At 73.2% G+C, this 22,871-nt stretch carries 23 protein-coding genes; 10 read left to right on the forward strand and 13 right to left on the reverse strand.

Going from position 1 to position 22,871, the window contains the following annotated elements:
- The first annotated feature begins 81 nt into the window (after window positions 1–81).
- Complete coding sequence (locus ACH4N1_RS32775; RefSeq protein ID WP_398103640.1) at window positions 82–1,029, forward strand: cytochrome c oxidase assembly protein; 948 nt, start codon at window positions 82–84, stop codon at window positions 1,027–1,029.
- Window positions 1,030–1,115: 86 nt separating this feature from the next.
- The gene (locus tag ACH4N1_RS32780; RefSeq protein ID WP_398103643.1) at window positions 1,116–1,298 is read left to right on the forward strand and encodes a hypothetical protein; all 183 of its coding nucleotides are present in this window, start codon (window positions 1,116–1,118) and stop codon (window positions 1,296–1,298) included.
- A gap of 34 nt (window positions 1,299–1,332) precedes the next feature.
- Here the strand turns inward: ACH4N1_RS32780 and ACH4N1_RS32785 are convergent, their stop codons facing one another.
- From ACH4N1_RS32785 to ACH4N1_RS32800, 4 genes are read right to left on the reverse strand one after another with little or no spacing between them, the layout of a single operon-like run.
- Window positions 1,333–2,514, reverse strand: a complete 1,182-nt coding sequence (locus ACH4N1_RS32785; protein ID WP_398103646.1) for a sensor histidine kinase — start codon at window positions 2,512–2,514, stop codon at window positions 1,333–1,335.
- Entirely contained in the window at window positions 2,511–4,226 is a 1,716-nt protein-coding gene (locus tag ACH4N1_RS32790; protein ID WP_398103649.1) for a cation acetate symporter, read from the reverse strand. Before ACH4N1_RS32790 ends, ACH4N1_RS32785 begins: the two co-directional genes overlap by 4 nt.
- A complete protein-coding gene (locus ACH4N1_RS32795) occupies window positions 4,223–4,621 on the reverse strand; it encodes a hypothetical protein (RefSeq protein ID WP_398103652.1) in 399 nt (132 codons plus the stop codon). Before ACH4N1_RS32795 ends, ACH4N1_RS32790 begins: the two co-directional genes overlap by 4 nt.
- 2 nt (window positions 4,622–4,623) lie before the next feature.
- A complete protein-coding gene (locus ACH4N1_RS32800; protein ID WP_398103655.1) occupies window positions 4,624–5,373 on the reverse strand; it encodes a LytR/AlgR family response regulator transcription factor in 750 nt (249 codons plus the stop codon).
- A gap of 78 nt (window positions 5,374–5,451) precedes the next feature.
- Between ACH4N1_RS32800 and ACH4N1_RS32805 the strand changes: the two genes are divergently transcribed.
- From ACH4N1_RS32805 to ACH4N1_RS32830, 6 genes are all read left to right on the forward strand, one after another.
- A complete protein-coding gene (locus ACH4N1_RS32805) occupies window positions 5,452–5,967 on the forward strand; it encodes an Lrp/AsnC family transcriptional regulator (protein WP_382782717.1) in 516 nt (171 codons plus the stop codon).
- Window positions 5,968–6,092: 125 nt separating this feature from the next.
- Complete coding sequence (gene ddaH, locus ACH4N1_RS32810) at window positions 6,093–6,914, forward strand: dimethylargininase (protein ID WP_398103659.1); 822 nt, start codon at window positions 6,093–6,095, stop codon at window positions 6,912–6,914.
- Window positions 6,911–8,131, forward strand: coding sequence for an ornithine--oxo-acid transaminase (rocD, locus tag ACH4N1_RS32815; RefSeq protein WP_398103662.1), 1,221 nt, complete (start codon window positions 6,911–6,913; stop codon window positions 8,129–8,131). Before ddaH ends, rocD begins: the two co-directional genes overlap by 4 nt.
- 542 nt (window positions 8,132–8,673) lie before the next feature.
- Complete coding sequence (locus tag ACH4N1_RS32820) at window positions 8,674–11,148, forward strand: SpoIIE family protein phosphatase (RefSeq protein WP_398103665.1); 2,475 nt, start codon at window positions 8,674–8,676, stop codon at window positions 11,146–11,148.
- A gap of 76 nt (window positions 11,149–11,224) precedes the next feature.
- On the forward strand, window positions 11,225–12,466 hold the full coding sequence (locus ACH4N1_RS32825) for a PP2C family protein-serine/threonine phosphatase (protein WP_398103668.1): 1,242 nt from the start codon (window positions 11,225–11,227) through the stop codon (window positions 12,464–12,466).
- A 152-nt stretch (window positions 12,467–12,618) separates the two neighbouring features.
- Window positions 12,619–13,344: a lysophospholipid acyltransferase family protein gene (locus ACH4N1_RS32830; RefSeq protein WP_398103670.1), complete on the forward strand. Its 726-nt coding sequence runs from the start codon at window positions 12,619–12,621 to the stop codon at window positions 13,342–13,344.
- A gap of 108 nt (window positions 13,345–13,452) precedes the next feature.
- Here ACH4N1_RS32830 and ACH4N1_RS32835 read toward each other — a convergent pair whose 3' ends face one another.
- The 8 genes from ACH4N1_RS32835 to ACH4N1_RS32870 form a co-directional block, all read right to left on the reverse strand.
- Window positions 13,453–15,051, reverse strand: a complete 1,599-nt coding sequence (locus tag ACH4N1_RS32835) for an alpha/beta hydrolase (RefSeq protein WP_398103672.1) — start codon at window positions 15,049–15,051, stop codon at window positions 13,453–13,455.
- A 170-nt stretch (window positions 15,052–15,221) separates the two neighbouring features.
- The gene (locus tag ACH4N1_RS32840; protein ID WP_398103675.1) at window positions 15,222–15,974 is read right to left on the reverse strand and encodes an urease accessory protein UreD; all 753 of its coding nucleotides are present in this window, start codon (window positions 15,972–15,974) and stop codon (window positions 15,222–15,224) included.
- A 1-nt stretch (window position 15,975) separates the two neighbouring features.
- Window positions 15,976–16,653 (reverse strand): urease accessory protein UreG, encoded by a 678-nt coding sequence (gene ureG, locus ACH4N1_RS32845; RefSeq protein ID WP_398103678.1) that lies wholly within the window; start codon window positions 16,651–16,653, stop codon window positions 15,976–15,978.
- Between the two features lie 155 nt (window positions 16,654–16,808).
- The gene (locus tag ACH4N1_RS32850; protein WP_398103681.1) at window positions 16,809–17,483 is read right to left on the reverse strand and encodes an urease accessory protein UreF; all 675 of its coding nucleotides are present in this window, start codon (window positions 17,481–17,483) and stop codon (window positions 16,809–16,811) included.
- 10 nt (window positions 17,484–17,493) lie between these two features.
- Window positions 17,494–19,215, reverse strand: coding sequence for an urease subunit alpha (locus ACH4N1_RS32855; protein ID WP_398103684.1), 1,722 nt, complete (start codon window positions 19,213–19,215; stop codon window positions 17,494–17,496).
- Entirely contained in the window at window positions 19,208–19,519 is a 312-nt protein-coding gene (locus tag ACH4N1_RS32860) for an urease subunit beta (RefSeq protein ID WP_363089818.1), read from the reverse strand. The genes ACH4N1_RS32855 and ACH4N1_RS32860 overlap by 8 nt, the downstream gene beginning before the upstream one ends.
- Before the next feature lie 10 nt (window positions 19,520–19,529).
- Window positions 19,530–19,832 carry an urease subunit gamma gene (locus ACH4N1_RS32865; protein ID WP_398103688.1) on the reverse strand — a complete coding sequence of 101 codons (303 nt, stop codon included), beginning with the start codon at window positions 19,830–19,832 and terminating at the stop codon, window positions 19,530–19,532.
- Between the two features lie 305 nt (window positions 19,833–20,137).
- The gene (locus ACH4N1_RS32870) at window positions 20,138–20,425 is read right to left on the reverse strand and encodes a type II toxin-antitoxin system Phd/YefM family antitoxin (protein ID WP_398103691.1); all 288 of its coding nucleotides are present in this window, start codon (window positions 20,423–20,425) and stop codon (window positions 20,138–20,140) included.
- 113 nt (window positions 20,426–20,538) lie between these two features.
- Here ACH4N1_RS32870 and ACH4N1_RS32875 point away from each other — a divergent pair, with 113 nt between their 5' ends.
- Together ACH4N1_RS32875 and ACH4N1_RS32880 are read left to right on the forward strand one after the other, a co-directional pair.
- Window positions 20,539–20,844 (forward strand): hypothetical protein, encoded by a 306-nt coding sequence (locus tag ACH4N1_RS32875; RefSeq protein ID WP_398103694.1) that lies wholly within the window; start codon window positions 20,539–20,541, stop codon window positions 20,842–20,844.
- Between the two features lie 562 nt (window positions 20,845–21,406).
- Window positions 21,407–21,880, forward strand: a complete 474-nt coding sequence (locus ACH4N1_RS32880) for a C40 family peptidase (RefSeq protein WP_363089822.1) — start codon at window positions 21,407–21,409, stop codon at window positions 21,878–21,880.
- A 254-nt stretch (window positions 21,881–22,134) separates the two neighbouring features.
- Here the strand turns inward: ACH4N1_RS32880 and ACH4N1_RS32885 are convergent, their stop codons facing one another.
- Entirely contained in the window at window positions 22,135–22,611 is a 477-nt protein-coding gene (locus tag ACH4N1_RS32885) for an ATP-binding protein (protein WP_398103698.1), read from the reverse strand.
- Between the last annotated feature and the right edge of the window lie 260 nt (window positions 22,612–22,871).

A 22,871-nucleotide genomic window follows, 5' to 3' on the forward strand; every position in this document is an offset into this window, starting at 1 on the left:
CGGTCGTGATCGCGACCGGGGGCAGTTCTACTCTTGGGGCGGCAGGAAACGTACAACCCCCCACGAATCAGGAGCCGGCGGATGGATCACAGCGGGCACGGCATGACGATGGATCTGCCGCCGTTCACGCTGGGGCGGGGTCTCCAGTGGTCGGCGGACCCGTTCTTCCTCGTCGCCTGTCTGGCCGCCCTCGGGCTGTACGCCTGGGGGGTCGTCCGGCTGCGGCGGCGCGGGGACACGTGGTCCGCGGGACGGACGGTGGCGTACGTCACCGGTGTGCTGACGATCATGCTGGTGACGTGCACCGGGCTGAACGACTACGGCATGGTCATGTTCAGCGTGCACATGGTGCAGCACATGGTGATCAGCATGCTGTCGCCGATCCTGATCCTGCTCGGCGCCCCGGTCACCCTGGCGCTGCGCGCCCTGCCCACCGCGGGCCGGGGCCGCAAGGGGCCGCGTGAGCTGCTGCTGATGCTGCTGCACAGCCGGTACATGCGGATCGTCACGCATCCCGCGTTCACCATTCCGATGTTCATCGCCAGCCTGTACGCGCTGTACTTCACGCCGCTCTTCGACTTCCTGATGGGGTCGAGGACGGGGCACGCCGCGATGATGGTGCACTTCCTCGCCGTCGGCGTGGTGTTCTTCTGGCCGATCATGGGCGTGGACCCGGGCCCGAACCGGCCCGGCTACCTGATGCGCATGCTGGAGCTGTTCGCCGGGATGCCCTTCCACGCGTTCTTCGGCATCGCGCTGATGATGGCGTCCACGCCGATGGTCGAGACGTTCCGCAACCCGCCCGCCTCCCTCGGCATCGACGCCCTCTCCGACCAGAACGCGGCCGGCGGCATCGCCTGGGCGTTCAGCGAGATCCCGTCGGTGCTGGTGCTGATCGCCCTGCTGTTCCAGTGGTACGGCTCCGAGCAGCGCCAGGCCAAGCGCCAGGACCGGGCGGCCGACCGGGACGGCGACAAGGAGCTGGAGGCGTACAACGCCTATCTGGCCTCGCTGGACGGCCGCGGTTGAGCCGTCGCCGGGGCTGAAGGGCCGGAACCGGGGCACCATGGAGGCAGACACACCCTGTGGGGGGTGTGCCGGAGGAGGGTGTCGCGATGCCCGGTTCCACGCACGGTTCGGCGGACGGTTCCACGAAGACCATGGGGGTGCTCACCATCGGCGGCCTCGTCGTGGTGACGGCCTACACGGTGGCTCTCGGCAGCAACGGCTGGCTGTGGTTCGGCTGGGTCGTGCTGGGGCTGATCACGCTCGCGATGGTCGCCACGCGCACGCCGTGAGCGCCGGGCGGCGCACCCCGGGGTGCGACAGGGCCTAATGGACGCCCGGCTGGTACTTCGGCAGCCGGGCGCTGACCTTCATGCCCGCGCCGGGCGCGGTCTCGATCACGAGGCCGTGGTCGTCGCCGTACACCTGGCGGAGCCGGTCGTCGACGTTGGACAGCCCGATGCCGCCGGACGGGCTGACCCCGGCGGCCAGGATGCGGCTCAGCAGGACGGGGTCCATGCCCGCGCCGTCGTCCTCGATGACGACCAGGGCCTCGGCGCCGGCGTCCCGCGCGGTGATCTGGATGTGGCACTTGTCGGCCTTGCCCTCCAGGCCGTGCTTGACGGCGTTCTCCACCAGGGGCTGGAGGCAGAGGAAGGGCAGGGCCACCGGGAGGACCTCCGGGGCTATCTGGAGGGTGACGGAGAGGCGGTCGCCGAAGCGGGCCCGCACCAACGCCAGGTACTGGTCGATGGCGTGCAGCTCGTCGGCGAGGGTGGTGAAGTCGCCGTGCCGGCGGAACGAGTAGCGGGTGAAGTCGGCGAACTCCAGGAGCAGCTCGCGGGCCCGCTCGGGGTCGGTGCGGACGAACGAGGCGATCACCGCGAGCGAGTTGAAGACGAAGTGCGGGGAGATCTGGGCGCGCAGGGCCTTGATCTCGGCCTCGATGAGGCGGGTGCGGGAGTCGTCGAGGTCGGCGAGCTCCAGCTGGACGCTCACCCAGCGGGCCACCTCCCCCGCGGCCCGGACCAGGACGGCGGACTCGCGGGGCGCGCAGACGACGAGGACGCCGTGCACCCGGTCGTCGACGGTGAGCGGGGTGAGGACGGCCCAGCGGACCGGGCAGTCGGGGGCGTCGCAGGTGAGAGGGAAGGCCTCGCCGCGGCCGGTGTCCAGCGGGCCGGACAGCCGGGCCATGATCTCCGTGCGGTGGTGGGCGCCCACCCCGTCCCAGGCCAGGAGGTGCTCGCGGTCGGTCAGGCAGAGGGCGTCCGTGCCGAGCAGGGTGCGCAGCCGGCCGGCGGACCTGCGGGCCGTCTCCTCCGTGAGGCCGGCGCGCAGGGGCGGGGCGGCGAGGGAGGCGGTGTGCAGGGTCTGGAAGGTGGCGTGCTCGACGGGGGTGCCGAGGTCGCCGAGGCTCTGCGGGCGGGCGGTGCGGCGGCCCAGCCAGAAACCGGCCGCGAGGAAGGGCAGGATCGCGATGCACAGGCCCGCCAGGAAGCCGCTCATGCCTTGACCTCCGCGGCCCGCAGCTCCTCGGGGAGGTGGAAGCGGGCCAGGATGGACGCCGTGCCGGCCGGGACGCGGCCCGGGGTCGCCAGCGAGACCAGGATCATGGTGAGGAAGCCCAGCGGGACCGACCACAGGGCGGGCCAGGCCAGCAGGGCGTGCAGCCCGCCCGTCGCGGGCAGGCCCGCCATGGTCGCGGCGACGGCGGCGAAGGCCGAGCCGCCGCCCACGAGCATCCCGGCGGCCGCGCCCGGCGGGGTCAGCCGCCGCCACCAGATGCCGAGGACGAGCAGCGGGCAGAACGAGGACGCGGACACCGCGAAGGCCAGGCCCACCGCGTCGGCCACCGGCAGTCCGCCCACCAGCAGGCTCGCGGCGAGCGGGACGACCACGGCCAGACCGGTGCCGAGCCGGAAGTGCCGGACGCCGCGGGAGGGCAGGACGTCCTGGGTGAGGACGCCCGCCACGGCCATGGTCAGGCCCGACGCGGTGGACAGGAACGCCGCGAAGGCGCCGCCCGCGACCAGCGCGCCGAGCAGGTCGCCGCCGAGTCCGCCGATCACCCGGTCGGGCAGCAGCAGGACGGCCGCGTCGGCGTCGCCGGCGAGGGCCAGCTCCGGGGCGTACAGGCGGCCGAGGGCCCCGTAGACGGGCGGCAGCAGGTAGAAGGCGCCGATCAGGGCGAGGACGACGACGGTGGTGCGGCGGGCGGCGACGCCGTGCGGGCTGGTGTAGAAGCGGACGACGACGTGCGGCAGGCCCATCGTGCCGAGGAAGGTCGCGAGGATCAGGCCGTACGTCGCGTACAGGGGGCGTTCCTCGCGGCCGGCGGCGAGGCTGGTGGACATGCCGCCGTTGCCGCCGCGTTCGGCGGTGGGGACGGGGGTGCCCGGGGTGAAGGTGAGGCGGGTGTCCCGCTCGACGCGGTGGGTGCCGGCGGGCAGGCTCAGCGCGGCCCGCTCGTACCGTCGGCCGTCGACCGTGCCGGTCACCGTCACGGTCAGGGGCCGGTCCAGGGTCAGGTCGAGGCTGGAGTCGACCCGGACGGCCCGCTGGTCGCGGAAGGCGGGCGGCTCCTCGAAGACCTGCCGGGGCGCGCCGTCGCCCTGCCAGGCGAGGATCAGGAACAGGGCGGGGACGAGGAGGGCGGTCAGCTTGAGCCAGTACTGGAAGGCCTGCACGAAGGTGATGCTGCGCATGCCGCCGGCGGCGACGGTCGCGGTGACGACCACGGCCACGATCAGCCCGCCGAGCGAGTCGGGCGCCCCGGTGAGCACGGTCAGGGTCAGCCCGGCGCCCTGGAGCTGGGGCAGCAGGTAGAGCCAGCCGACGCCCACGACGAAGGCGCCCGCCAGTCGCCGTACCGCCTGGGAGGCGAGGCGGGCCTCGGCGAAGTCGGGGAGGGTGTAGGCGCCGGAGCGGCGCAGCGGGGCGGCGACGAAAAGGAGCAGCACCAGATAGCCGGCGGTGTAGCCGACCGGGTACCAGAGCATGTCCGGGCCCTGCACGAGGACCAGTCCGGCGATGCCGAGGAAGGAGGCCGCGGAGAGGTACTCGCCGCTGATGGCGGCCGCGTTCAGGCGGGGGCCGACGGTACGGGAGGCGACGTAGAAGTCGGAGGTCGTGCGGGAGATGCGCAGGCCGAAGGCGCCGACGAGGACGGTCGCCACGACGACCAGGGCGACGGCGGGGACGGCGAACGCGGAGTTCACCGGTCCTCGACCAGACGGACGAGGTCGCGTTCGTTGCGTTCGGCGCGGCGGACGTACCAGCGGGCGAGCAGGACCAGCGGGGCGTACAGGCCGAAGCCGAGGACCGCCCACTCCAGGCGGCGGGCGTCGGGCATCGCCGCGAACAGCAGGGGCAGCGGGCCGACCAGCAGCACGAGGACGGCGAACACGGTGAGCGCGGCCCGCAGCTGGGTGCGCATCAGGGAGCGGACGTAGGTGTGGCCGAGGGTCGTCTGCTCGTCGATCTCGGTGCGCGGGCGGTAGTGGCCGAAGGCGTGGGGGTGGCGCCCGCGCGAGCGGGGCCGGGCGTGCGGGAGGGTGCGGCGGGGCGGGCCGGTGACGACCACGCGGCGCTCGGCGGGGTCCTGCTGGGGCACGGTCACGGCCTCCTCATCAGCAGGTCCCGCAGTTCGCGGGCGTGGCGGCGGCTGACCTGGAGTTCCTCGCCGCCGACGACGACGCTGACGGTGCCCGCGTCCAGGCGGAGTTCGCCTATGTGGCGCAGGCCGACGAGGTGGCGGCGGTGGATGCGGACGAAGCCCCGGGCCCGCCAGCGCTCCTCCAGGGTGGACAGCGGGATGCGGACGAGGTGGCTGCCGCGGTCGGTGTGCAGGCGGGCGTAGTCGCCCTGGGCCTCGACGTGGGTGATGTCGTCGACGGACACGAACCGGGTCACGCCGCCCAGCTCGACGGGTATGTGGTCGGGGTCGGGCTCGTGGACGGGGATGCGCGGGGCGGTGCCGCGCAGTTCGGCGGCGCGGCGGACGGCCTCGGCGAGCCGTTCCTTGCGGACCGGCTTGAGGACGTAGTCGACGGCCTTGAGGTCGAAGGCCTGCACGGCGAAGTCCTCGTGGGCGGTGACGAAGACGATCAGGGGCGGGCGGGCGAAGCCGGTGAGCAGCCGGGCCAGGTCGAGGCCGTCGAGGCCGGGCATCTGGATGTCGAGGAAGACGACGTCGACGGCTTCGGGGCCTTCGGGGCCGGATTCCAGGGCCCGGTTGATCCGGCGCAGCGCCTCCGTCGCGTCACCGGCGCCCTCCACGCTGCCGATCCGGGGGTCCGCGGAGAGCAGGTAGAGCAGCTCCTCCAGCGAGGGGCGTTCGTCGTCGACGGCGAGGGCGCGCAGCATGAAGGTGGAGTGTAGGGGCGATCCGGACGGCTGGACACGTGCCGGGGTGCCGATGTGTCCGCTGGATACAGTGCCCTCATGAACAGCGGCCCCGCCCCTTTCGACGCGCTCGACCGGAAGATCCTCACCGCGCTGATGGCGAACGCCAGGACGAGCTTCGCCGAGATCGGCACGGCGATCGGGCTGTCGGCCACGGCGGTCAAGCGCCGGGTGGACCGGCTGCGGGACAGCGGGGTGATCACCGGGTTCACGGCGACGGTGCAGCCGTCGGCGCTGGGCTGGCGCACGGAGGCGTACGTGGAGGTGTACTGCGAGGGGGCGGCCCCGCCGCGGCGGCTCGCGGAGGTGGTGCGCAACCATCCGGAGATCACCGCGGCGATGACGGTGACGGGCGGCGCGGACGCGCTGCTGCACGTGCGGGCGCGGGACGTGGAGCACTTCGAGGAGGTGCTGGAGCGCATCCGGGTGGAGCCGTTCATCCGCAAGACGATCAGTGTGATGGTGCTGTCGCACCTGCTGCCGGAGAGCCCGGAGGCGGGCGCGACCCACGAGGCCCCGCACGCCGCACCCGGTGACGCAGCAGACGTGCGCTGAGCAGGGCGAAGACGCAGCGTTCCTGCGTGAACACGCAACTCATCTTCCTTGTCGGGCGTCCCGCTCGCTTCCTACCGTGGTGTCACCCCCAGTCGACCGCGCAGGAAAAGCGGAGGAACCCCTCTGTGACCGTCAGCCGTGTGCCGCGCCTTCGGCGCTTCCTCGTCTGTGAACCCAGACACTTCGCGGTGCAGTACGCGATCAACCCCTGGATGCATCCCGACTCCCCCGTCGACGTCGACCTCGCGCACGAGCAGTGGCGGGCGCTGATCAGCGCGTACCGCGCGCACGGCCACACCGTCGACACCGTCGAGCCCGCCCCCGGGCTGCCCGACATGGTCTTCGCCGCGAACTCGGCGGTCGTCGTCGACGGCCGCGTCTTCGGCTCCCTCTTCCACGCGCCGGAGCGGCGCGCCGAGTCCACCCACTACGAGACGTGGTTCAGGACGGCGGGCTTCGACGTGCACCGGCCCGCGGCCGTCTGCGAGGGCGAGGGCGACCTAGTGTGGACGGGCCGGTACATGCTGGCCGGCACCGGGTTCCGCACCACCCGGGAGGCCCACCGGGAGGTGCAGGAGTTCTTCGGGCACCCGGTGGTCAGCCTGACGCTGGTGGACCCGCACTTCTACCACCTGGACACGGCGCTGTTCGTGCTCGACGGCGGGCCCGACGGAAACATCGCGTACTACCCGGAGGCCTTCTCGCCGGGAAGCCGTGAGGTGCTCGCCCGGCTCTACCCGGACGCGGTGCTCGCCACCCGCGACGACGCGATGACGTTCGGGCTGAACTCCGTCTCCGACGGCCGCAACGTCTTCATCGCGCCGCGTGCCGAGGCGCTCGCCGAGCGCCTCGCCGACCACGGCTACGTCCCCGTCCCCGTCGACCTCTCGGAGTTCCAGAAGGCCGGAGGTGGCATCAAGTGCTGCACCCAGGAGATCCGTTCATGACCGCACCCGCTCGCACGCGTTCGTCCGCCGACCTGATCCGGGCCGAGGAGCCCGTCCTCGCACACAACTACCACCCGCTGCCCGTGGTCGTCGCGCGTGCCGAGGGGGCCTGGGTGGAGGACGTCGAGGGCCGCCGCTACCTCGACATGCTGGCCGGGTACTCGGCGCTGAACTTCGGGCACCGCCACCCGCTGCTGATCGAGGCCGCGCACCGCCAGCTGGACCGGCTGACGCTGACCTCCCGCGCCTTCCACAACGACAGGCTCGCCGAGTTCGCGGAACGGCTCGCCCGGCTGACCGGGCTGGACATGGTGCTGCCGATGAACACCGGCGCCGAGGCCGTCGAGAGCGGGATCAAGGTGGCCCGCAAGTGGGCGTACGACGTGAAGGGGGTGCCGGCCGACCGGGCGACCATCGTGGTCGCCGCGGACAACTTCCACGGCCGTACGACGACGATCGTCAGCTTCTCGACGGACGAGACGGCGCGGGCCGGGTTCGGGCCGTTCACGCCGGGGTTCCGGATCGTCCCGTACAACGACCTGGCGGCGCTGGAGGCGGCGGTCGACGAGACGACGGCGGCCGTGCTGATCGAGCCGATCCAGGGCGAGGCGGGCGTCCTGATCCCGGACGACGGCTACCTGGCCGGGGTGCGGGAGCTGACCCGGCGCCGGGGCTGCCTCTTCGTCGCCGACGAGATCCAGTCCGGGCTCGGGCGTACGGGCCGGACGCTGGCCGTCGACCACGAGGGGGTCGTCCCGGACGTGCTGCTGCTCGGCAAGGCGCTGGGCGGCGGGATCGTGCCGGTGTCCGCCGTCGTGGCGCGGCGCGAGGTGCTGTCCGTGCTGCGGCCGGGTGAGCACGGGTCGACGTTCGGCGGGAACCCGCTGGCGGCGGCGGTGGGGACGGCGGTGGTGTCGCTGCTGGAGACCGGTGAGTTCCAGGCGCGGGCGGCCGAGCTGGGGAATGTCCTGCGGGACGGACTGGCCGCGCTGGTCGGCCGGGGGGTCGTCGGGTTCCGCGCGCGCGGGCTGTGGGCGGGAGTCGACGTGGACCCGGCGATCGGCACCGGCCGGGAGATCGGCGAACGGCTGCTCGCGCGGGGCGTTCTGGCGAAGGACACCCACGGCTCCACCATCCGGCTGGCCCCGCCCCTGACGATCACGGAGGAGGAGCTGCGGATGGCACTGGGGACGCTGGAGGGGGTGTTGGGGGCGTAGTCGGGGGTCCCCCGGGGGATTCACCTGGCCCCCGGGGGGACGGTCCCCTCCCCGGAGGGGGTTTCCCCGGGGGCGAGTCCCTCGGAGGGCCCGCAGGGCGGTTCTCCGGGGGCGAGGACTGCGTGCGCTTGCTGCGTGCGAGGACTGCGTGCGCTTGCTGTGTGCTGCGGCTGTGTGCGGCGCCCCGCCGGAGGCGGGCCGGACCGACCGGCTCCCGAGTGGGGCCGCGGGCGGGCCGTGCGCCGGGCGGGCCTGGGCGCGCCGGGCGTGGCCGGCCGGTGAGGCCGGGCAACAGGCCGCGGGTGGGGCCGGGCAACGGGCCGCCCGTGGGGCAGGACGCCGGGCCGCGGGTGGGGCAGGTGCGACGCGGGGCCGGGCGTGGTTCCGAGCCCTTGTCCGCGTCGTGGTTCCGGTCGGGGCCGGGGGCCGTGGCCCGGTCACCTCGCCGGAGGCCGTCCTCGGGGTGCGGGGTGAAGATGGAGTCGAGAGGTGGGAGAGGACTCACAGGACCATCAGGACTCCCAGCGACAGAGAGGTCGGCCGTGGGCAGTCACGACCTGGACGATGTTGCCCGCCGGCGGTTCGACGTGGCGGACACCGTACCCCTGCTGCTCGACGCGCGTGGTGTGGTGACCAGCTGGACCAGGGACGCCGAGCGGCTGTTCGGCTACGGGGCCGCGGAGGCGGTGGGCAAGGGTCTGGCCGGACTGCTGACGGTCGGGGACGCCGCGCGGGTGCCGGACGTGCTGGAGCGGTGCCGTCGGTCCGGTGGATGGGCGGGGCTGCTGTCGGCCCGCCGCAAGGACCGGCACCCGGTGCCCGTGATGGCGCGGATCACCTCGGCGGAGGAGCCCGGCGGGCCGTGGCGCTGGCTGATCCTGGTGAACGAGATGGGCGAAGCGCACGGCTGGAGCATGAGCCGTGACGTGCTGGAGCAGATGGTCGCCGGTTCACCGATCGGTATCGCGATCGTGGACACGGACCTGCGGTTCGTGTGGTCGAACGCGGCCCTGGCCCAGTTCGGCGGCGGCGCGCCCGACAGCCGGCTGGGGCTGCGGCTGGCGGACGTCCAGCCGGGCTTCGACGCGGAGGCGGTCGAGGCGCAGATGCGGCAGGTGCTGGAGACCGGCGAGCCCGTCGTCGGCTACGAGCACGTCGGGCGGCTGCGGACCGCTCCGCTGCGCGAGACGGCGCACATGCTGTCGTTCACCCGTCTGGACGACGACCACCGCGAGCCGATGGGCGTGTACTACACCGTCGTGGACATCACCGACCGGCACCGCGCCCGGCAGCGCCTCACCCTCCTGGACCGGGCCGGCCGGCACATCGGCCGCAGCCTGGACATCGCCCGGACCGCGCAGGAACTCGCCGAGGTGGTGGTCCCCGGTTTCGCCGACACCGTGGCCGTGGACCTCCTGGAGTCGGTGCTGCGGGGGGCCGAGCCCGTGGTGGGACGGGCGGCGCGGCCGGACGGGTCGATGGTGCTGCGCAGGGCCGGGCAGCGGTCGGCGGCGGACGGCCCGCGGCCGGACGGGGAGGCGGAGTCCGGCCCCGCTGCCGTCGTGGTTCACCGGGCGGGTTCCCCCGCTGTCCGCTGTCTGGTCACCGGGCGGACCTGGTGGGCGGAGCGGCTCTGGCCGGAAGCCGCGGACTGGAGCCGGGACCTTCCGCCGCTGGGCGCCGCGCCGGAGGGCGGCGAGGGGCCGGCGAGCGTGCTGATCGTGCCCGTGCGGGCCCGTGGCGCCACCCTGGGGGTGGCCGCGTTCCTGCGCCGCGCCACGCAGGAGCCCTTCTGCGAGGACGACGTGACGCTGGCCGAGGACCTCGTCTCACGCGCCGGCGTCTGCGTGGACAACGCCCGCCGTTACACCCGTGAGCGGGACGCCGCCCTGGTGCTGCAGCGCAGTCTGCTCCCGCACCGGCTGCCCGAACAGGAGGCGGTCGAGGTGGCCGCCTGCTACCGGCCGGCGGACGAGCTGACCGGCCTCGGCGGCGACTGGTACGACCTCATCCCGCTCTCGGGGGCCCGCGTGGCCCTCGTGGTGGGCGAGGTGCAGGGGCACGGCATCGACGCCGCCGCGGCCATGGGGCGGCTGCGCACCGCCGTCCGCACCCTCGCCGCGCTGGAGCTGCCGCCCGACGAGGTCCTCGCCCACCTCGACGACCAGATGGCGCGCACGGCGCAGGAGGACGCGGGAGAGGGCACGGCGGCCGCGGAGGAGGGCGTGGCGCAGGCCGTGGAGGCCGGGTGTCTGTACGTGGTGTACGACCCCGTCGACGGGCGGTGCGCGATGGCCGCCGCCGGGCATCCCGCCCCGGCGGTCGCGCTGCCCGACGGCACGGTCGCGTTCGTCGACCTGCCGCAGGGGCCGCCGCTCGGGGCGGGCGGGCCGCCCTTCGAGTCGGCCGAGCTGCTGCTGCCGGAGGGCAGCACGCTGGCGCTGCACACGGACGGACTGCTGGCCCAGGGCGGGCGGGAGGCTCCGGACGCCGCCCGGGAGCAGTTGGTGCGGGCCCTGAAGGCGCAGGCGGAGTCGCTCGACCTGCGCTGCCGGACGGTGGTCGACCTGCTGGTCCCGGACCGCCCGTACGACGACGTGGCCCTGCTGATGGCCCGTACCCGGCGGCTGCCGGCGGACCGGGTCGCGCAGTGGGAACTGCCCGCCGACCCGGCCGCGGTCGCGGAGGCCCGCAAGGCCGCGGCCCGCCGGCTCGCGGAGTGGGACCTCGCGGAACTGTCGTTCACCACCGAGCTGGTCGTCAGCGAGCTGGTCACCAACGCCATCCGGTACGCCGACGGTCCGATCCTGCTGCGCCTGATCCGCGAGCGCACCCTGGTCTGCGAGGTGCACGACGGCGGCGCCACCGCTCCCCACCTGCGCCACCCCCGCACCACCGACGAGGGCGGCCGCGGCCTGCTGCTGGTCTCCCAGATGACCCGGCGCTGGGGCACGCGCTTCCTCCCCGACGGAAAGATCATCTGGGCCGAGCAGTCCCTCACCGATCCCGGCGTCTGACGCACTCCCCGCCTCACCCGACCCTCCGGCCACAGCATGCGAAAATAACCCGAATACCGGCAGATGGGGCGTGGCCATGAAGGACTCGGCGATCGACTACGCGGCGGTGTTCCAGTCCCTGCCCGGCATGGTGGCGCTGCTGACCCCGGCCCTGGTGTACGCCGATGCCAACGAGGAGTTCCTGCGCATGTCCGGCCGCCGGCGCGAGCAGGTGGTCGGCCGTCACCTCTTCGAGGTCTTCCCCGACAACCCGCACGACCCCGCCGCCAGCGGCATGCGCAACCTGGAGGCCTCGCTGCGCCGGGTACTGGCGACCGGTGAACGCGACGCGATGGCCCTGCAGCGCTACGACGTGGAGTCGCCGGACCGGCCCGGCGAGTGGGAGGAGCGGTACTGGAGCCCCGTCAACGCGCCCGTGCGCGACGGGGACGGTTCGGTGGTGCTGCTGGTGCACCGCGTCGAGGAGGTCACCGAGCTGATCCGGGCCCGGGGCGGCGGGTCGGGGGGCCCTGCCGGGAGCCGGGACCGGGTGCTGGAGGCCGAGCTGTACACCCGTGCGCGCGAACTCCAGGAGCTGAACGAGAACCTGCGGCTGGCGCACACCCGCGAGCGGGAGGTGGCCCTGGCTCTCCAGAAGGCGATGCTGCCCGCCCGCCGGCAGGCCGGCCGCCACCAGGCGGCGGTCCGCTACCGTCCCGCGGTCGGCGCGCTCAACGTCTGCGGCGACTGGTACGACCTCGTCGACCTGGTGGGCGGCAACCGGATCGGGGTGTCGGTGGGCGACGTCGTCGGGCACGGGCTGGCGGCCGCGGGCGTGATGGGACAGCTGCGCAGCGCGCTCAGCGCCGCCTCCCGGGTCGCGGCGGGCCCCGCCCAGGCGCTGGACGTGCTCGGCCGCTACGCCCACGTCGTGGACGGCGCCGAGTCGGCGACGGCGGTGACGACGTTCATCGACTGCGACGACCACACCATCACCTACAGCAGCGCGGGCCATCCCCCGCCGGTGCTGGTGCACCCCGACGGCCACGTGGAGTTCCTCGACCGGGCCACCGATCCCCCGCTCGACGCCCGCCCCGATCCCCGGCCCCGGCCGCAGGCGTCCACCGCCTACGCGCCGGGCGCGCTGCTGGCGCTGTACACCGACGGCCTGGTGGAACGGCGGCGCGAGGACATCGACACCGGCCTCGCGCGGCTCGCCGGCTCCCTGACCCGTCACCGGCACGCCGACCCGGAGGAGATAGCCGACGCCGTCCTGCTGGAACTGCTGCCGCACGGGGGCGCCACCGACGACACGGCCCTCGTCATCGTCCGGCTGTGACGGCCAACAGCGTTGTGCCGCACGGCTCGTGGCGTCGATGCGCGCGGGTTCCGGGCGTGCGCCGCCCCGCCTAGACTTGCACCCCACACCATGCCGGTTGACCTGCTGGGACACGGCGGTTGAGCCGATCCGCCGGATTGAGGAGCCACCCGTTGTTCTACTACCTCCTGAAGTACGTGGTGCTGGGACCGCTCCTGCGCCTGCTGTTCCGGCCCCGCATCGAGGGACTCGAGCACGTGCCGGCGTCGGGAGCGGCGATCGTCGCGGGCAACCACCTGTCGTTCTCGGACCACTTCCTGATGCCGGCGATCCTCAAGCGGCGCATCACGTTCCTCGCGAAGGCCGAGTACTTCACCGGCTCCGGGGTGAAGGGCCGGCTGACCGCGGCGTTCTTCCGCAGTGCGGGGCAGATCCCGGTCGACCGCTCCGGCAAGGACGCGGGTCGGGCCGCCATCCGTGAGGGCCTCGGCGTCCTGGGCGAGGACGAGCTGCTCGGCATCTACCCGGAGGGCACCCGCTCGCACGACGGCCGCCTCTACAAGGGCAAGGTCGGTGTCGCGGTGATGGCCCTGAAGGCCGGGGTGCCCGTCGTGCCCTGCGCGATGATCGGCACGTTCGAGGCACAGCCGCCCGGCAAGAAGATCCCGAGCCTCCGCCCCGTGGCGATCCGCTTCGGCGAGCCCCTCGACTTCTCCCGCTACGCCGGCATGGAGGGCGAGAAGGCGGTCCTGCGCGCGATCACCGACGAGATCATGTACGCGATCCTGACGCTGTCGGGGCAGGAGTACGTCGACCGGTACGCGGCCGAGGTAAAGGCGGAGGAAGCGGCGGCGGCGAAGGAGAGGGCGCGCAGGTTCCCTCGTTTTCCCACGCGTTGACACCGGCGGGACGGAACGGGGGCACGGCGGTACGGGTGAGGGGCGGCCGGGATGATCCGGCCGCCCCTCGCTGTCGTGTCGGCCGCTACGGCAAAGCCGTCGCGGAGCCTACGGCTTGGGCGTGGCGTGCGGGGCGCAGGTCACGTCCGCGGTGTCCAGCTCGCCCGTGAGGAGGTAGGTGTCCACGCGGGTGTTGATGCAGGAGTTGGCCAGGCTGGTGACGCCGTGGGAGCCCGCGTCCTTCTCGGTGATCAGGCGGGAGCCCTTGAAGCGCTGGTGCAGTTCGACGGCGCCCTCGTAGGGGGTGGCCGCGTCCCGCTCGGACTGCACGATGAGCACCGGCGGAAGGCCCTTGTGGGTCTTGACGTTCACCGGGGTCTGCTGCTTGACCGGCCAGGTGGCGCACGGCAGGTTCATCCAGGCGTTGGCCCAGGTCATGAACGGGTGGTCCTGGTGCAGACGCGTGTTGTCGCGGTTCCACTTGGTCCAGCTGGTGGGCCACTTGGCGTCGGTGCACTCGACGGCCGTGTAGACGGCGTTGCTGTTCTCGGAGGCGGCGTTGCCGGCCGTGTCCGACAGGTCGGGGGCGGCGGCGTCGACGAGGGCCTGGGTGTCACCGGCGACGTACTTGCTGAAGACGGTGGCGACCGGGACCCAGGAGGAGTCGTAGTACGGGGCGCTCTGGAAGAAGGAGATCAGCTCGGCGGGGCCGACGACGCCGCCGAGGGGGCTCTTCTTGGCCGTGGCGCGCAGGTCGAGCCACTTGGCCTGGACGGCGGCACGGGTGGTGCCGAGGTGGAAGGTCGCGTCGTTGGCGGCGACCCAGTCCTGCCAGTCCTTCCAGCGGCCCTCGAAGGCGACGTCCTGGTCGAGGTTGGCCTCGTACCAGATCTTCTCCCGCGAGGGGTTCACCACGCTGTCGACGACCATGCGGCGCACGTGCCCCGGGAACAGGGTGCCGTAGACGGCGCCGAGGTAGGTGCCGTAGGAGACGCCGAGGAAGTTCAGCTTCTTCTCGCCGAGGGCGGCGCGGACGACGTCGAGGTCGCGCACGGTGTTCGGCGTGGTCATGTACGGCAGCATGTCGCCGCTGCGCTCGTAGCAGCCCTCGGCGTACTCGCGGGCGAGCTTGCGCTGGGCGCGCTTGTCGGCCTCGGTGTCCGGGACGGGGTCGGCCTTGGGCGCCTTGACGAACTCCTGCGGGTCGACGCAGGAGATGGGCGCGGAGTGGCCGACGCCGCGCGGGTCGAAGCCCACGAAGTCGTAGGCCTTGGCGATGTTGGCCCAGACCGGGGCCTTGGTGGTGACCCGGCGCGGGAAGCGCAGGCCGGAGCCGCCGGGGCCGCCGGGGTTGTAGACGAGGGCGCCCTGGCGCTCCTCCTTCGTCCCGGTGTTGCCGATGCGGTCGACGGCGATCTTGATCTGCTTGCCGTCGGGCCGGGCGTAGTCGAGCGGCACGGTCACGTAGCCGCACTGGATGGGCTTCTCCAGCCCCCAGTCGGCCGGACAGTCCTGCCAGTCGATGCCGGCCTTCGCGGCCCGCTCCGCGGCGATCGCGGCGCCGCGCATCTCGCGGTCCTGCCCCGGCCGGGAGCCGGTCGCGTTCGCGGTCGGTGCCATGACCGCGCCGGCCACCAGCGTCGCGGCGACGAGTGCGCCGGCCGAGCCGAGCGCCGTCGTCCGTCCGGTCGGTCGTATGTCCCTCAAGTGGACCCTCCCCGTATCTCAGTTCGCCTTTTCAGAACGTCAGTACGGGATCCTTGCCGCTGTGAGGTCCCTGAGAACAGGTGTCGTTGACCTTCTTTGCCAATCCGATAACCGGAGAGACACGTCCCGCTCACCGGATGAACACCGTCGTCAGGTCAGGGACTTGGTCGTCAGGTCAGGGACTTGAGGGCCGCGTCCAGGACGCGCCGCAGCCGCAGGCCGTCCGGCGCGACCGCGGTCACCAGAGCGGCGGGCCCGGCCAGCGGCACGAGCGTGGCGCCGTCGCCCAGCATCCGGGCGGAGACCGGATCGTCGGCGAACTCCGGCCGCACGACGACCAGCTGACCGACGGCGCGGTGTCCCGCGAGGACGGCGGGTCCGTCCCAGCCGCCGGGGGCACCCGGCCCGCAGGCCAGTTCCTGGACGAGGACGGCACGCCCGCCGACCCGGACGACGAGCCGGCTGCTGAGCCGGCCGGGCTCCTCGCCGACCCGGCCGAGCACCTGCTCCTCGCGCAGGACGAGCCGGGCGCCCGGGGCGAGGTCGGCGCGGGTGGTGACGTACAGGTCGCTGCCCCGCGCGGAGATCAACGGCTCCGGGAGCCAGTGCAGTTCGCCGCCGTCGGCGATGTCCAGCCGTACCGTGTGACGGGCCTCGTCCTTGACCTGACCGGGCAGGGCGATGGTGGCGGCGGCCGAGCCGACGCGCAGCCGGGCGCCGCTCCCGACCTCCGCCTCGACGGCGAAGCGGTCGCCGCCGAGCGGTCCGCTCATCGCGCCGACCAGCACGACGCGGGCCTCGCCGGCGTCGCCGCGGGTCCGCCGCAGCGCGAGCGGCCCGTCGCTCTCCAGCACGGGCAGCGCGGTGCCGCCACGGCCGTCCGCACGGGCCCGGATCCGCGCGGTGGCGTGCACACCGCTCATGTCAGGCCGTCCACGCGGCGAGCCGCTCCCGCACCCACGCGGCGACCTGCCGTACGCCGTCCTCGCTCCGCAACGACTGGAACACCACGGGCAGTTCGGCGCGCTGCGCCTTGGCGTCGGCGGCCATCCGGGTGAGGTCGGAGCCGACGTACGGCGCGAGGTCGGTCTTGTTGACGACGAGGAGGTCGGCGGTGGTGACGCCGGGCCCGCCCTTGCGGGGGATGTCGTCCCCTCCGGCGACGTCGATGACGAAGATCTGCGCGTCCACGAGCCCCTTGGAGAAGGTGGCGGTCAGGTTGTCCCCGCCGGACTCGACCAGGACGAGGTCCAGCGGCCCCACCTCGTCCTCCAGGTCCTCCACCGCTTCGAGGTTGGCGGAGATGTCGTCCCGGATCGCGGTGTGCGGGCAGGCCCCCGTCTCGACGGCCGTGATCCGCTCGGGCGGCAGCACGGCCTCCCGCAGCAGGAACTCGGCGTCCTCGCGGGTGTAGATGTCGTTGGTGACGACCGCCAGCGAGAGCTCGTCGCGCAGCGCCCGGCAGAGCGCGGCCACGGTGGCGGTCTTCCCCGACCCGACGGGCCCGCCGAGCCCGATCCGCAGGGCGCGGCGCGCCCCGTCGGGCCGCCGGGCGTCGGCACCGACGGCGGCGGGCCCGTGGTGAGCGTGGTCGAGATGCATGTACGGCTCCTTTTTTCGACTGGCCGGGACCGGCCGGGCTGCACGGCCCGTCCGGGGGTTCCCCTCCGAGGGGGTGCGGGGACGAGGCCGTTCAGGCCGGCGGGGGGTGCTGGGCGCAGCTCCCGGGACGGGAGGGGGTGGGGGGACGAGGAACCTCAGGACGCGAACAACCGCATGCCCCACCCCGCGTGCGCCTCCGCCCCGATCTCGAGCAACGGCGCGGACGCCGCGGGCAGCACCTCCACCCCCTCGCTCGGCACCGCCGCGCCCGCCACCACCGCCCGGTCGACGAGCCCGTCCACTTCGGCGGCCATCCGCGCCAGCACAGCCGTCGCCTCGAACGGATCGAGGCTCAGCAGCCGCACGACCGCCGAAGCCGGCCCGCTCACGCTCTCGTACGCCGCGCAGTAGGCCGCGTCCCGGGGCTCGAGCCCCGCCGCGCGGGCCGTCAGCCCGAGCACCACCGGCTGATGTGCCCCCTTGGGGAACTTCCTTGCCAGCGCGTCGAGTTCGGCATCGGGCCAGGTGGCCCGCGCTGCCCGGAGCAGTTGCCGGCCGAGCCGGCGGGCGGCCGCCCGCAGCGCGGGCGACGGTGTCCGCGCGTCGGCGGCGGCGTCCAGTTCGCCGGGGTCGGCCCCGGCCGCCGCGGCCGCGGCCAGCGCCGCCGCCACCAGGCCGGCCGTGTGCAGCCGGCCCCGGCAGAAGTCCGCCAGGTCCACCGCGCCGGTGATCCGGCCCGCCTTGACCGCTTCCTCGGCTCCGCCGGAGTGGGCGTGCCCGCCGGCGGGGAAGCGTCCGTCGGCGAGGACGAGAAGTGCCGCCCTGCTCATCGCGGGCCCATCAGAAGAGGAAGTAACGCTGGGCCATGGGCAGTTCGGCTGCCGGTGCCGCCTCGACCAGCTCGCCGTCGATGCGTACGGCGAAGCTGTCGGGGTCGACCTCGACCCGCGGCCGGGCGTCGTTCTCCCGCATGTCGGCCTTGGTGACGCCCCGCGTGGAGTCGATCGCGACGAACCTCTTGCCGAGGTGCAGGCGTTCGGGGAGCCCGTCCTCGATCGCCAGTGGGGCGACGAAGTTGAACGAGTTGGACGCCGGTGCCCGTCCGATCGCCCCGTACATGGGACGCGGCAGGATCGGCTGCGGGGTGGGGATGGACGCGTTGGCGTCGCCCATCTGCGCGTACGCGATCTGCCCGCCCTTGATGACGAGGTGCGGCTTGACGCCGAAGAACGCCGGTTCCCACAGGACGAGGTCGGCCAGCTTGCCGGTCTCGACGGAGCCGATCTCCCTCGCCAGCCCCTGCGCGAGCGCGGGATTGATCGTGTACTTGGCGACGTAGCGGCGTACGCGGTGGTTGTCGGCACCGCCGTCCCCGGGCAGCGCGCCCCGGCGTCGCTTCATCACGTGCGCCGTCTGCCAGGTCCGCAGGACGACCTCGCCGACCCGGCCCATCGCCTGGCTGTCGGAGGAGATGATCGAGATGGCGCCGAGGTCGTGGAGGATGTCCTCCGCGCCGATCGTGGAGGGCCTGATCCGGGACTCGGCGAAGGCGAGGTCCTCCGGCACCGCGGGGTTCAGGTGGTGGCAGACCATCAGCATGTCGAGGTGTTCCTCGGCGGTGTTGACGGTGTACGGCCGGGTCGGGTTCGTCGAACTCGGCAGCACGTGCGGCTCGGAGACGACGGTCATGATGTCGGGCGCGTGCCCGCCGCCGGCGCCCTCGGTGTGGTACGCGTGGATGCCGCGGCCGGCGATCGCCGCGAGCGTGTCGCCCACGAACCCGGCCTCGTTCAGCGTGTCGGTGTGGATGGCGACCTGGATGCCGGTGCGGTCGGCGACCGTGAGGGAGGCGTCGATGACGGCCGGGGTGGAGCCCCAGTCCTCGTGCAGTTTCAGGCCCAGCGCACCGCCCCGGATCTGGGAGAGCATCGCCTCGTGGGAGACGGTGTTGCCCTTGCCGAGGAAGCCGACGTTGAGCGGGTACTGCTCCATCGCCTCCAGCATGCGGGCCAGGTGCCAGGGGCCGGGCGTCACGGTGGTCGCCTTCGAGCCCTCGGCCGGTCCGGTGCCGCCCCCGACCAGGGTGGTCACGCCCGCGGACAGCGCCTCGTCGGCGATCTGGGGGCAGATGAAGTGGACGTGCGCGTCGATCGCGCCGGCCGTGAGGATCCGCCCGTTGCCGGCGATGACCTCGGTCTCGGGCCCGATCACCAGGTCGGGGTGGACACCGTCCATGGTGTCGGGGTTGCCGGCCTTGCCGATGCCGGTGATGCGCCCGTCACGGATGCCGATGTCGGCCTTGACGATGCCCCAGTGGTCGACGACGACGGCCCCGGTGACGACGGTGTCCGGCGTGCCGTCCGCGCGTGTGGCGCGCGCCTGGCCCATGGACTCCCGGATGACCTTGCCGCCGCCGAACACGGCCTCGTCACCGGCCAGACCCGGCCCGCCGGATCGGTCCTCCTCGATCTCGATCAGCAGGTCGGTGTCGGCGAGCCGGATGCGGTCCCCGGTGGTCGGCCCGAACAGGTCGGCGTACGCGGCGCGCGAGATCTCAGGCATCGAGGGCACCTCCGGTCTCCCCGCGCAGACCGGGCACGACCCTGGCGCCGGCGAGCGGTACGAGTTCGACGTCGACGGGGATCCCGGGTTCGAAGCGCACGGCGGTGCCGGCGGCGACGTTCAGCCGCTTGCCGCGCGCGGCGGCGCGGTCGAACTCCAGTCCGGGGTTGGCCTCGGCGAAGTGGTAGTGGGAGCCGACCTGGACGGGCCGGTCGGCGGCGTTGAGGACGGTGAGCCGGGTGATCTCGCGGCCCGCGTTGTAGACGATCGGGCCGGACCCGAACAGGATCTCGCCGGGAATCATCGAGGCCCCCTCAGACGATCGGGTCGTGGACGGTGACGAGCTTGGTGCCGTCCGGGAAGGTCGCCTCGACCTGCACGTCGTGGATCATCTCGGGGATGCCCTCCATGACGTCGTCACGGGTGAGCAGCGTGCGGCCGGAGGCCATCAGCTCGGCGACGGTACGGCCGTCCCGCGCCCCCTCGAGGAGGTGCGCGGTGATCAGGGCGACGGCCTCGGGGTGGTTGAGCCTGAGCCCCCGGGCCCTGCGCTTCTCGGCGACGTCGGCAGCCACATGGATGAGCAGCCTCTCCTGCTCGTGCGGGGTCAGTTGCACGTCCCACCTCACCTCCTCGCTCCGGACCGTGCGGGGTCCGGTTGCCGCGGCCATCGGGCAAAGTACCTGGTGGCGTGGAGGGGCAGGCTAATGGGACCGCGTTTCGCGGACGTTAACCGAGCTGTGATGCGCGGGTCCGGTGCACGCCAGGGGCACGCCCGGTGCACGCCCGGTGCACGCCCGGTGCGGGTCCGGTGCGGGTCCGGTCCGCCGGCTCAGCGTGCGCCGCGGTCCGCGGCTCCGGTCCGCGCGTCCGGTGCGGGTGTCCGGTCCGCGCGTCCGGTGCGGGTGTCCGGTGCGGGTGTCTAGGAGGGGTCGGGACCGTGGTGTTCCGCCGCGATCCCGAACCGCTGCCGCTCGCCGGAGGCGGACGCCACGTCGCGGACGGCCGAGACCGAGCTGATCACCCGCTCCCCGGCCGGGGCGTCAGGCGCGTCCAGCGCGTCGAGCCGCTCGAGGTCGGAGGCGGAGACGAGGGCGACGAGGGGCTTGCCGTGGCGCGTCACGACGACGCGCTCACCGCCGTACACCACCCGGTTGATCAGGTCGGCGAGTTCAGCCCTGGCTTGTGTCACCGGAATCTCGTAGGCCATGAACCCATTCTAACGTGACGTACGTCCTGTACATTTTTTACCGATGCCTGAGGAGGGGGTTCCCATGGTCCGACCGCCCGCCCGCCACACCCCGGACGCGGGGTGAGCCGCCGATGCTTCCCGAACTGCCGCCGCTGCCGGCACTGACCCGTGCCGAGGCCGAGCTGATCGACCGTTATCTGGAGGTGGTCGACATGGTCGGCCGCGTCAATCCCGCCCGACGCGGCGACACGTACGGCGGGCTGCGGGCCGCCCAGGCGCTGGTGAGCCGGGCGACCGCGCTGCGGGACGCGCTGACGCTGATGCACCAGCGGGGCGAGAGCGAGCTGCACGCGCCCACGCTCGCGCGGGCGCTGCGCCTCCTCGACGGGGAGCGCCGCACGGCGCGCGTCACGGTGCCGCCGCTCTCCGACAGTTGACCCACGTCCGTCCGGTCCGGACGGCGGGCGCGGAGCACGTGGCGTCCGGACCGGGACACAAACGGACCAAACGGCGTACCCCTGTTCGGCGTATCGTTGGCCGCCTTCCCCGACCCCTCAAGTTGCGCGGGGGGCGGCGAAAGTGGGCGGAATCCGAGGTTCCCGTGCTGGTCGGAGGCCTGGTGGCACCTTGACATCTGATCGAACATCAGGGTGTCCACCCGAACGGGTGAGTGGTGAGTAACCCCACAAATCCCCGGTTCCGTTGGGATTTTCGGACATCGGTGAGCCAAGATCCCTGACTGACGACAAGCCCCCGCCACAAGCGGCGGGGCGGTCCGGGCGGACGCCGAGTCCTGCCGCCGTCCGGATGCCCGAGTCGACAGGAGTGCACCGGCAGGAGTGGAGGACCCGAGCAAGCCGGGCCGCCGGACCGAACGCCCCCGAGAGGGAGGCGCCGGGCCGAGCAGCCCTTGGGGTGAAGCCGCAGCAGCGGCCGGGCAACTTCGCCAGCCCGAATCCGACAGGTCATCCTTCACAGGCGGCTGACGAAGGGTTGCGCATGACTGCGCTCAATCGTGTCCCGTCCCTCATGGCCCGGGCCGGTACGGCCTCGGCGTTCGCCATCGCCGCCGTCGGCGGCTCGATCGTGGTCCCGGGTGTGGCGTCCGACGCCGCTGCCGCCACCCCGGCGACGAAGGCACTGAAGATCGCCGCCTCCAAGAAGGGCTCCCCGTACCGGTACGGGGCCACGGGGCCGAACAGGTTCGACTGCTCGGGGCTGACGCTGTACTCGTTCAAGAAGGCCGGCAAGAAGCTGCCGCGCACGGCCGCCCAGCAGTACAACAAGACGCGCCACATCTCCGCCGGCAGCCGCAAGGCCGGGGACCTGGTGTTCTTCCACTCGGGGTCGAACGTCTACCACGTCGGGATCTACGCCGGTAAGGGCAAGATCTGGCACTCCCCGAAGACCGGGGACGTGGTGAGGCTCCAGAAGATCTGGACCAAGAGCGTCTGGTACGGCCGGGTCAAGTGACCTCCCGGGGCGGTGGCGGCGTCCTGACGCGCCGCCACCGCCCCGGGACTCACCCCCGGCCCTCCGAGGGGCGCAGCGGGGCCCTGGACGCCCGTGGGGGCGCCGCGTGGGCCTGGACGGCCCCGGAGGGGCGTCACGGGGGCCGGGGCGGCCTCGCGGGGCTCCGTGGGGCCCCGGAGGATTCCAGGGCCCTCCGGAAGGAGCCAGGGCTCCCCGGAGGGACGCCGCGGACCCGAGGCGGCGCCTGGGGCCCGTCAGAGGTCCTGCTGCCCCGCCGCCGTCGCCGGCGCCGCCTTGCCGACGGGCTCGCCGGGCACCGTCCAGGGCAGTTCGATGAAGACGGTCTTGCCGCCCTCGCGGGTGGGGCGGACCCGGAGCCTGCCGCCGCGCTCCGCGGTCAGCCATCTGATGATCACCATGCCTCGGCCGTTGTCCTGCTGGACGGCGGCCGGCAGCCGTTGGGGGAAGCGCGGGTGGCTGTCGGTGACGCCGACGTACAGCCGTTCGTCGCGGTCGAGGACGAGGTCCACGGTGAAGGTGGGCGACTGCCCGAAGGTGTGCTGTACGGCGTTGGTGGCCAGCTCGGAGACGATCAGGCGGACGGTGTCGGCCAGCTCCGCGGTGGCCGGGAGGCCCCACTGCGCGAGGGTGTCGAGCACGTGGGTGCGGGCAGTGGACACCGAGGCGGGATCGCTCGGCAGAGTGACGGATGCTTCCAGGTGGTCTGCCATGGCGACGTCGTCCCTTTCCCACGGGACCGGAGTCCGACACGGTGCGGATGGTTCGAGTACGGTCCCGGACTGGTGCTTCGTCGCCAGAGTGCCATCAACACGCCGGTCGCGGACGGCGATCCACCAAGTTGTGCATATATCTGTCGCTCGATGCGGTGAACTCTGCTAGGTCCTGTCGTCAAATTCCTGCCGTCCGCCTGGAGGGCGGGCTCTGCGGCGTCAGGTGCGTGCTCTCGGCGTGCCGGGCCCTGATCCTCGTA

It is taken from the genome of Streptomyces sp. NPDC017202 (genome assembly GCF_044331705.1).
Classification (GTDB): Bacteria; Actinomycetota; Actinomycetes; order Streptomycetales; family Streptomycetaceae; genus Streptomyces.

Coding starts and splice junctions, on each gene's coding strand:
- ACH4N1_RS32775 (WP_398103640.1), top strand. CDS start 82: ATGGATCACAGCGGGCACGGCATGACGATGGATCTGCCGCCGTTCACG.
- ACH4N1_RS32780 (WP_398103643.1), top strand. CDS start 1,116: ATGCCCGGTTCCACGCACGGTTCGGCGGACGGTTCCACGAAGACCATG.
- ACH4N1_RS32785 (WP_398103646.1), bottom strand. CDS start 2,514: ATGAGCGGCTTCCTGGCGGGCCTGTGCATCGCGATCCTGCCCTTCCTC.
- ACH4N1_RS32800 (WP_398103655.1), bottom strand. CDS start 5,373: ATGCTGCGCGCCCTCGCCGTCGACGACGAACGCCCCTCGCTGGAGGAG.
- ACH4N1_RS32805 (WP_382782717.1), top strand. CDS start 5,452: ATGAACAGCGGCCCCGCCCCTTTCGACGCGCTCGACCGGAAGATCCTC.
- rocD (WP_398103662.1), top strand. CDS start 6,911: ATGACCGCACCCGCTCGCACGCGTTCGTCCGCCGACCTGATCCGGGCC.
- ACH4N1_RS32825 (WP_398103668.1), top strand. CDS start 11,225: ATGAAGGACTCGGCGATCGACTACGCGGCGGTGTTCCAGTCCCTGCCC.
- ACH4N1_RS32840 (WP_398103675.1), bottom strand. CDS start 15,974: ATGAGCGGTGTGCACGCCACCGCGCGGATCCGGGCCCGTGCGGACGGC.
- ureG (WP_398103678.1), bottom strand. CDS start 16,653: ATGCATCTCGACCACGCTCACCACGGGCCCGCCGCCGTCGGTGCCGAC.
- ACH4N1_RS32850 (WP_398103681.1), bottom strand. CDS start 17,483: ATGAGCAGGGCGGCACTTCTCGTCCTCGCCGACGGACGCTTCCCCGCC.
- ACH4N1_RS32855 (WP_398103684.1), bottom strand. CDS start 19,215: ATGCCTGAGATCTCGCGCGCCGCGTACGCCGACCTGTTCGGGCCGACC.
- ACH4N1_RS32860 (WP_363089818.1), bottom strand. CDS start 19,519: ATGATTCCCGGCGAGATCCTGTTCGGGTCCGGCCCGATCGTCTACAAC.
- ACH4N1_RS32870 (WP_398103691.1), bottom strand. CDS start 20,425: ATGGCCTACGAGATTCCGGTGACACAAGCCAGGGCTGAACTCGCCGAC.
- ACH4N1_RS32875 (WP_398103694.1), top strand. CDS start 20,539: ATGCTTCCCGAACTGCCGCCGCTGCCGGCACTGACCCGTGCCGAGGCC.
- ACH4N1_RS32880 (WP_363089822.1), top strand. CDS start 21,407: ATGACTGCGCTCAATCGTGTCCCGTCCCTCATGGCCCGGGCCGGTACG.
- ACH4N1_RS32885 (WP_398103698.1), bottom strand. CDS start 22,611: ATGGCAGACCACCTGGAAGCATCCGTCACTCTGCCGAGCGATCCCGCC.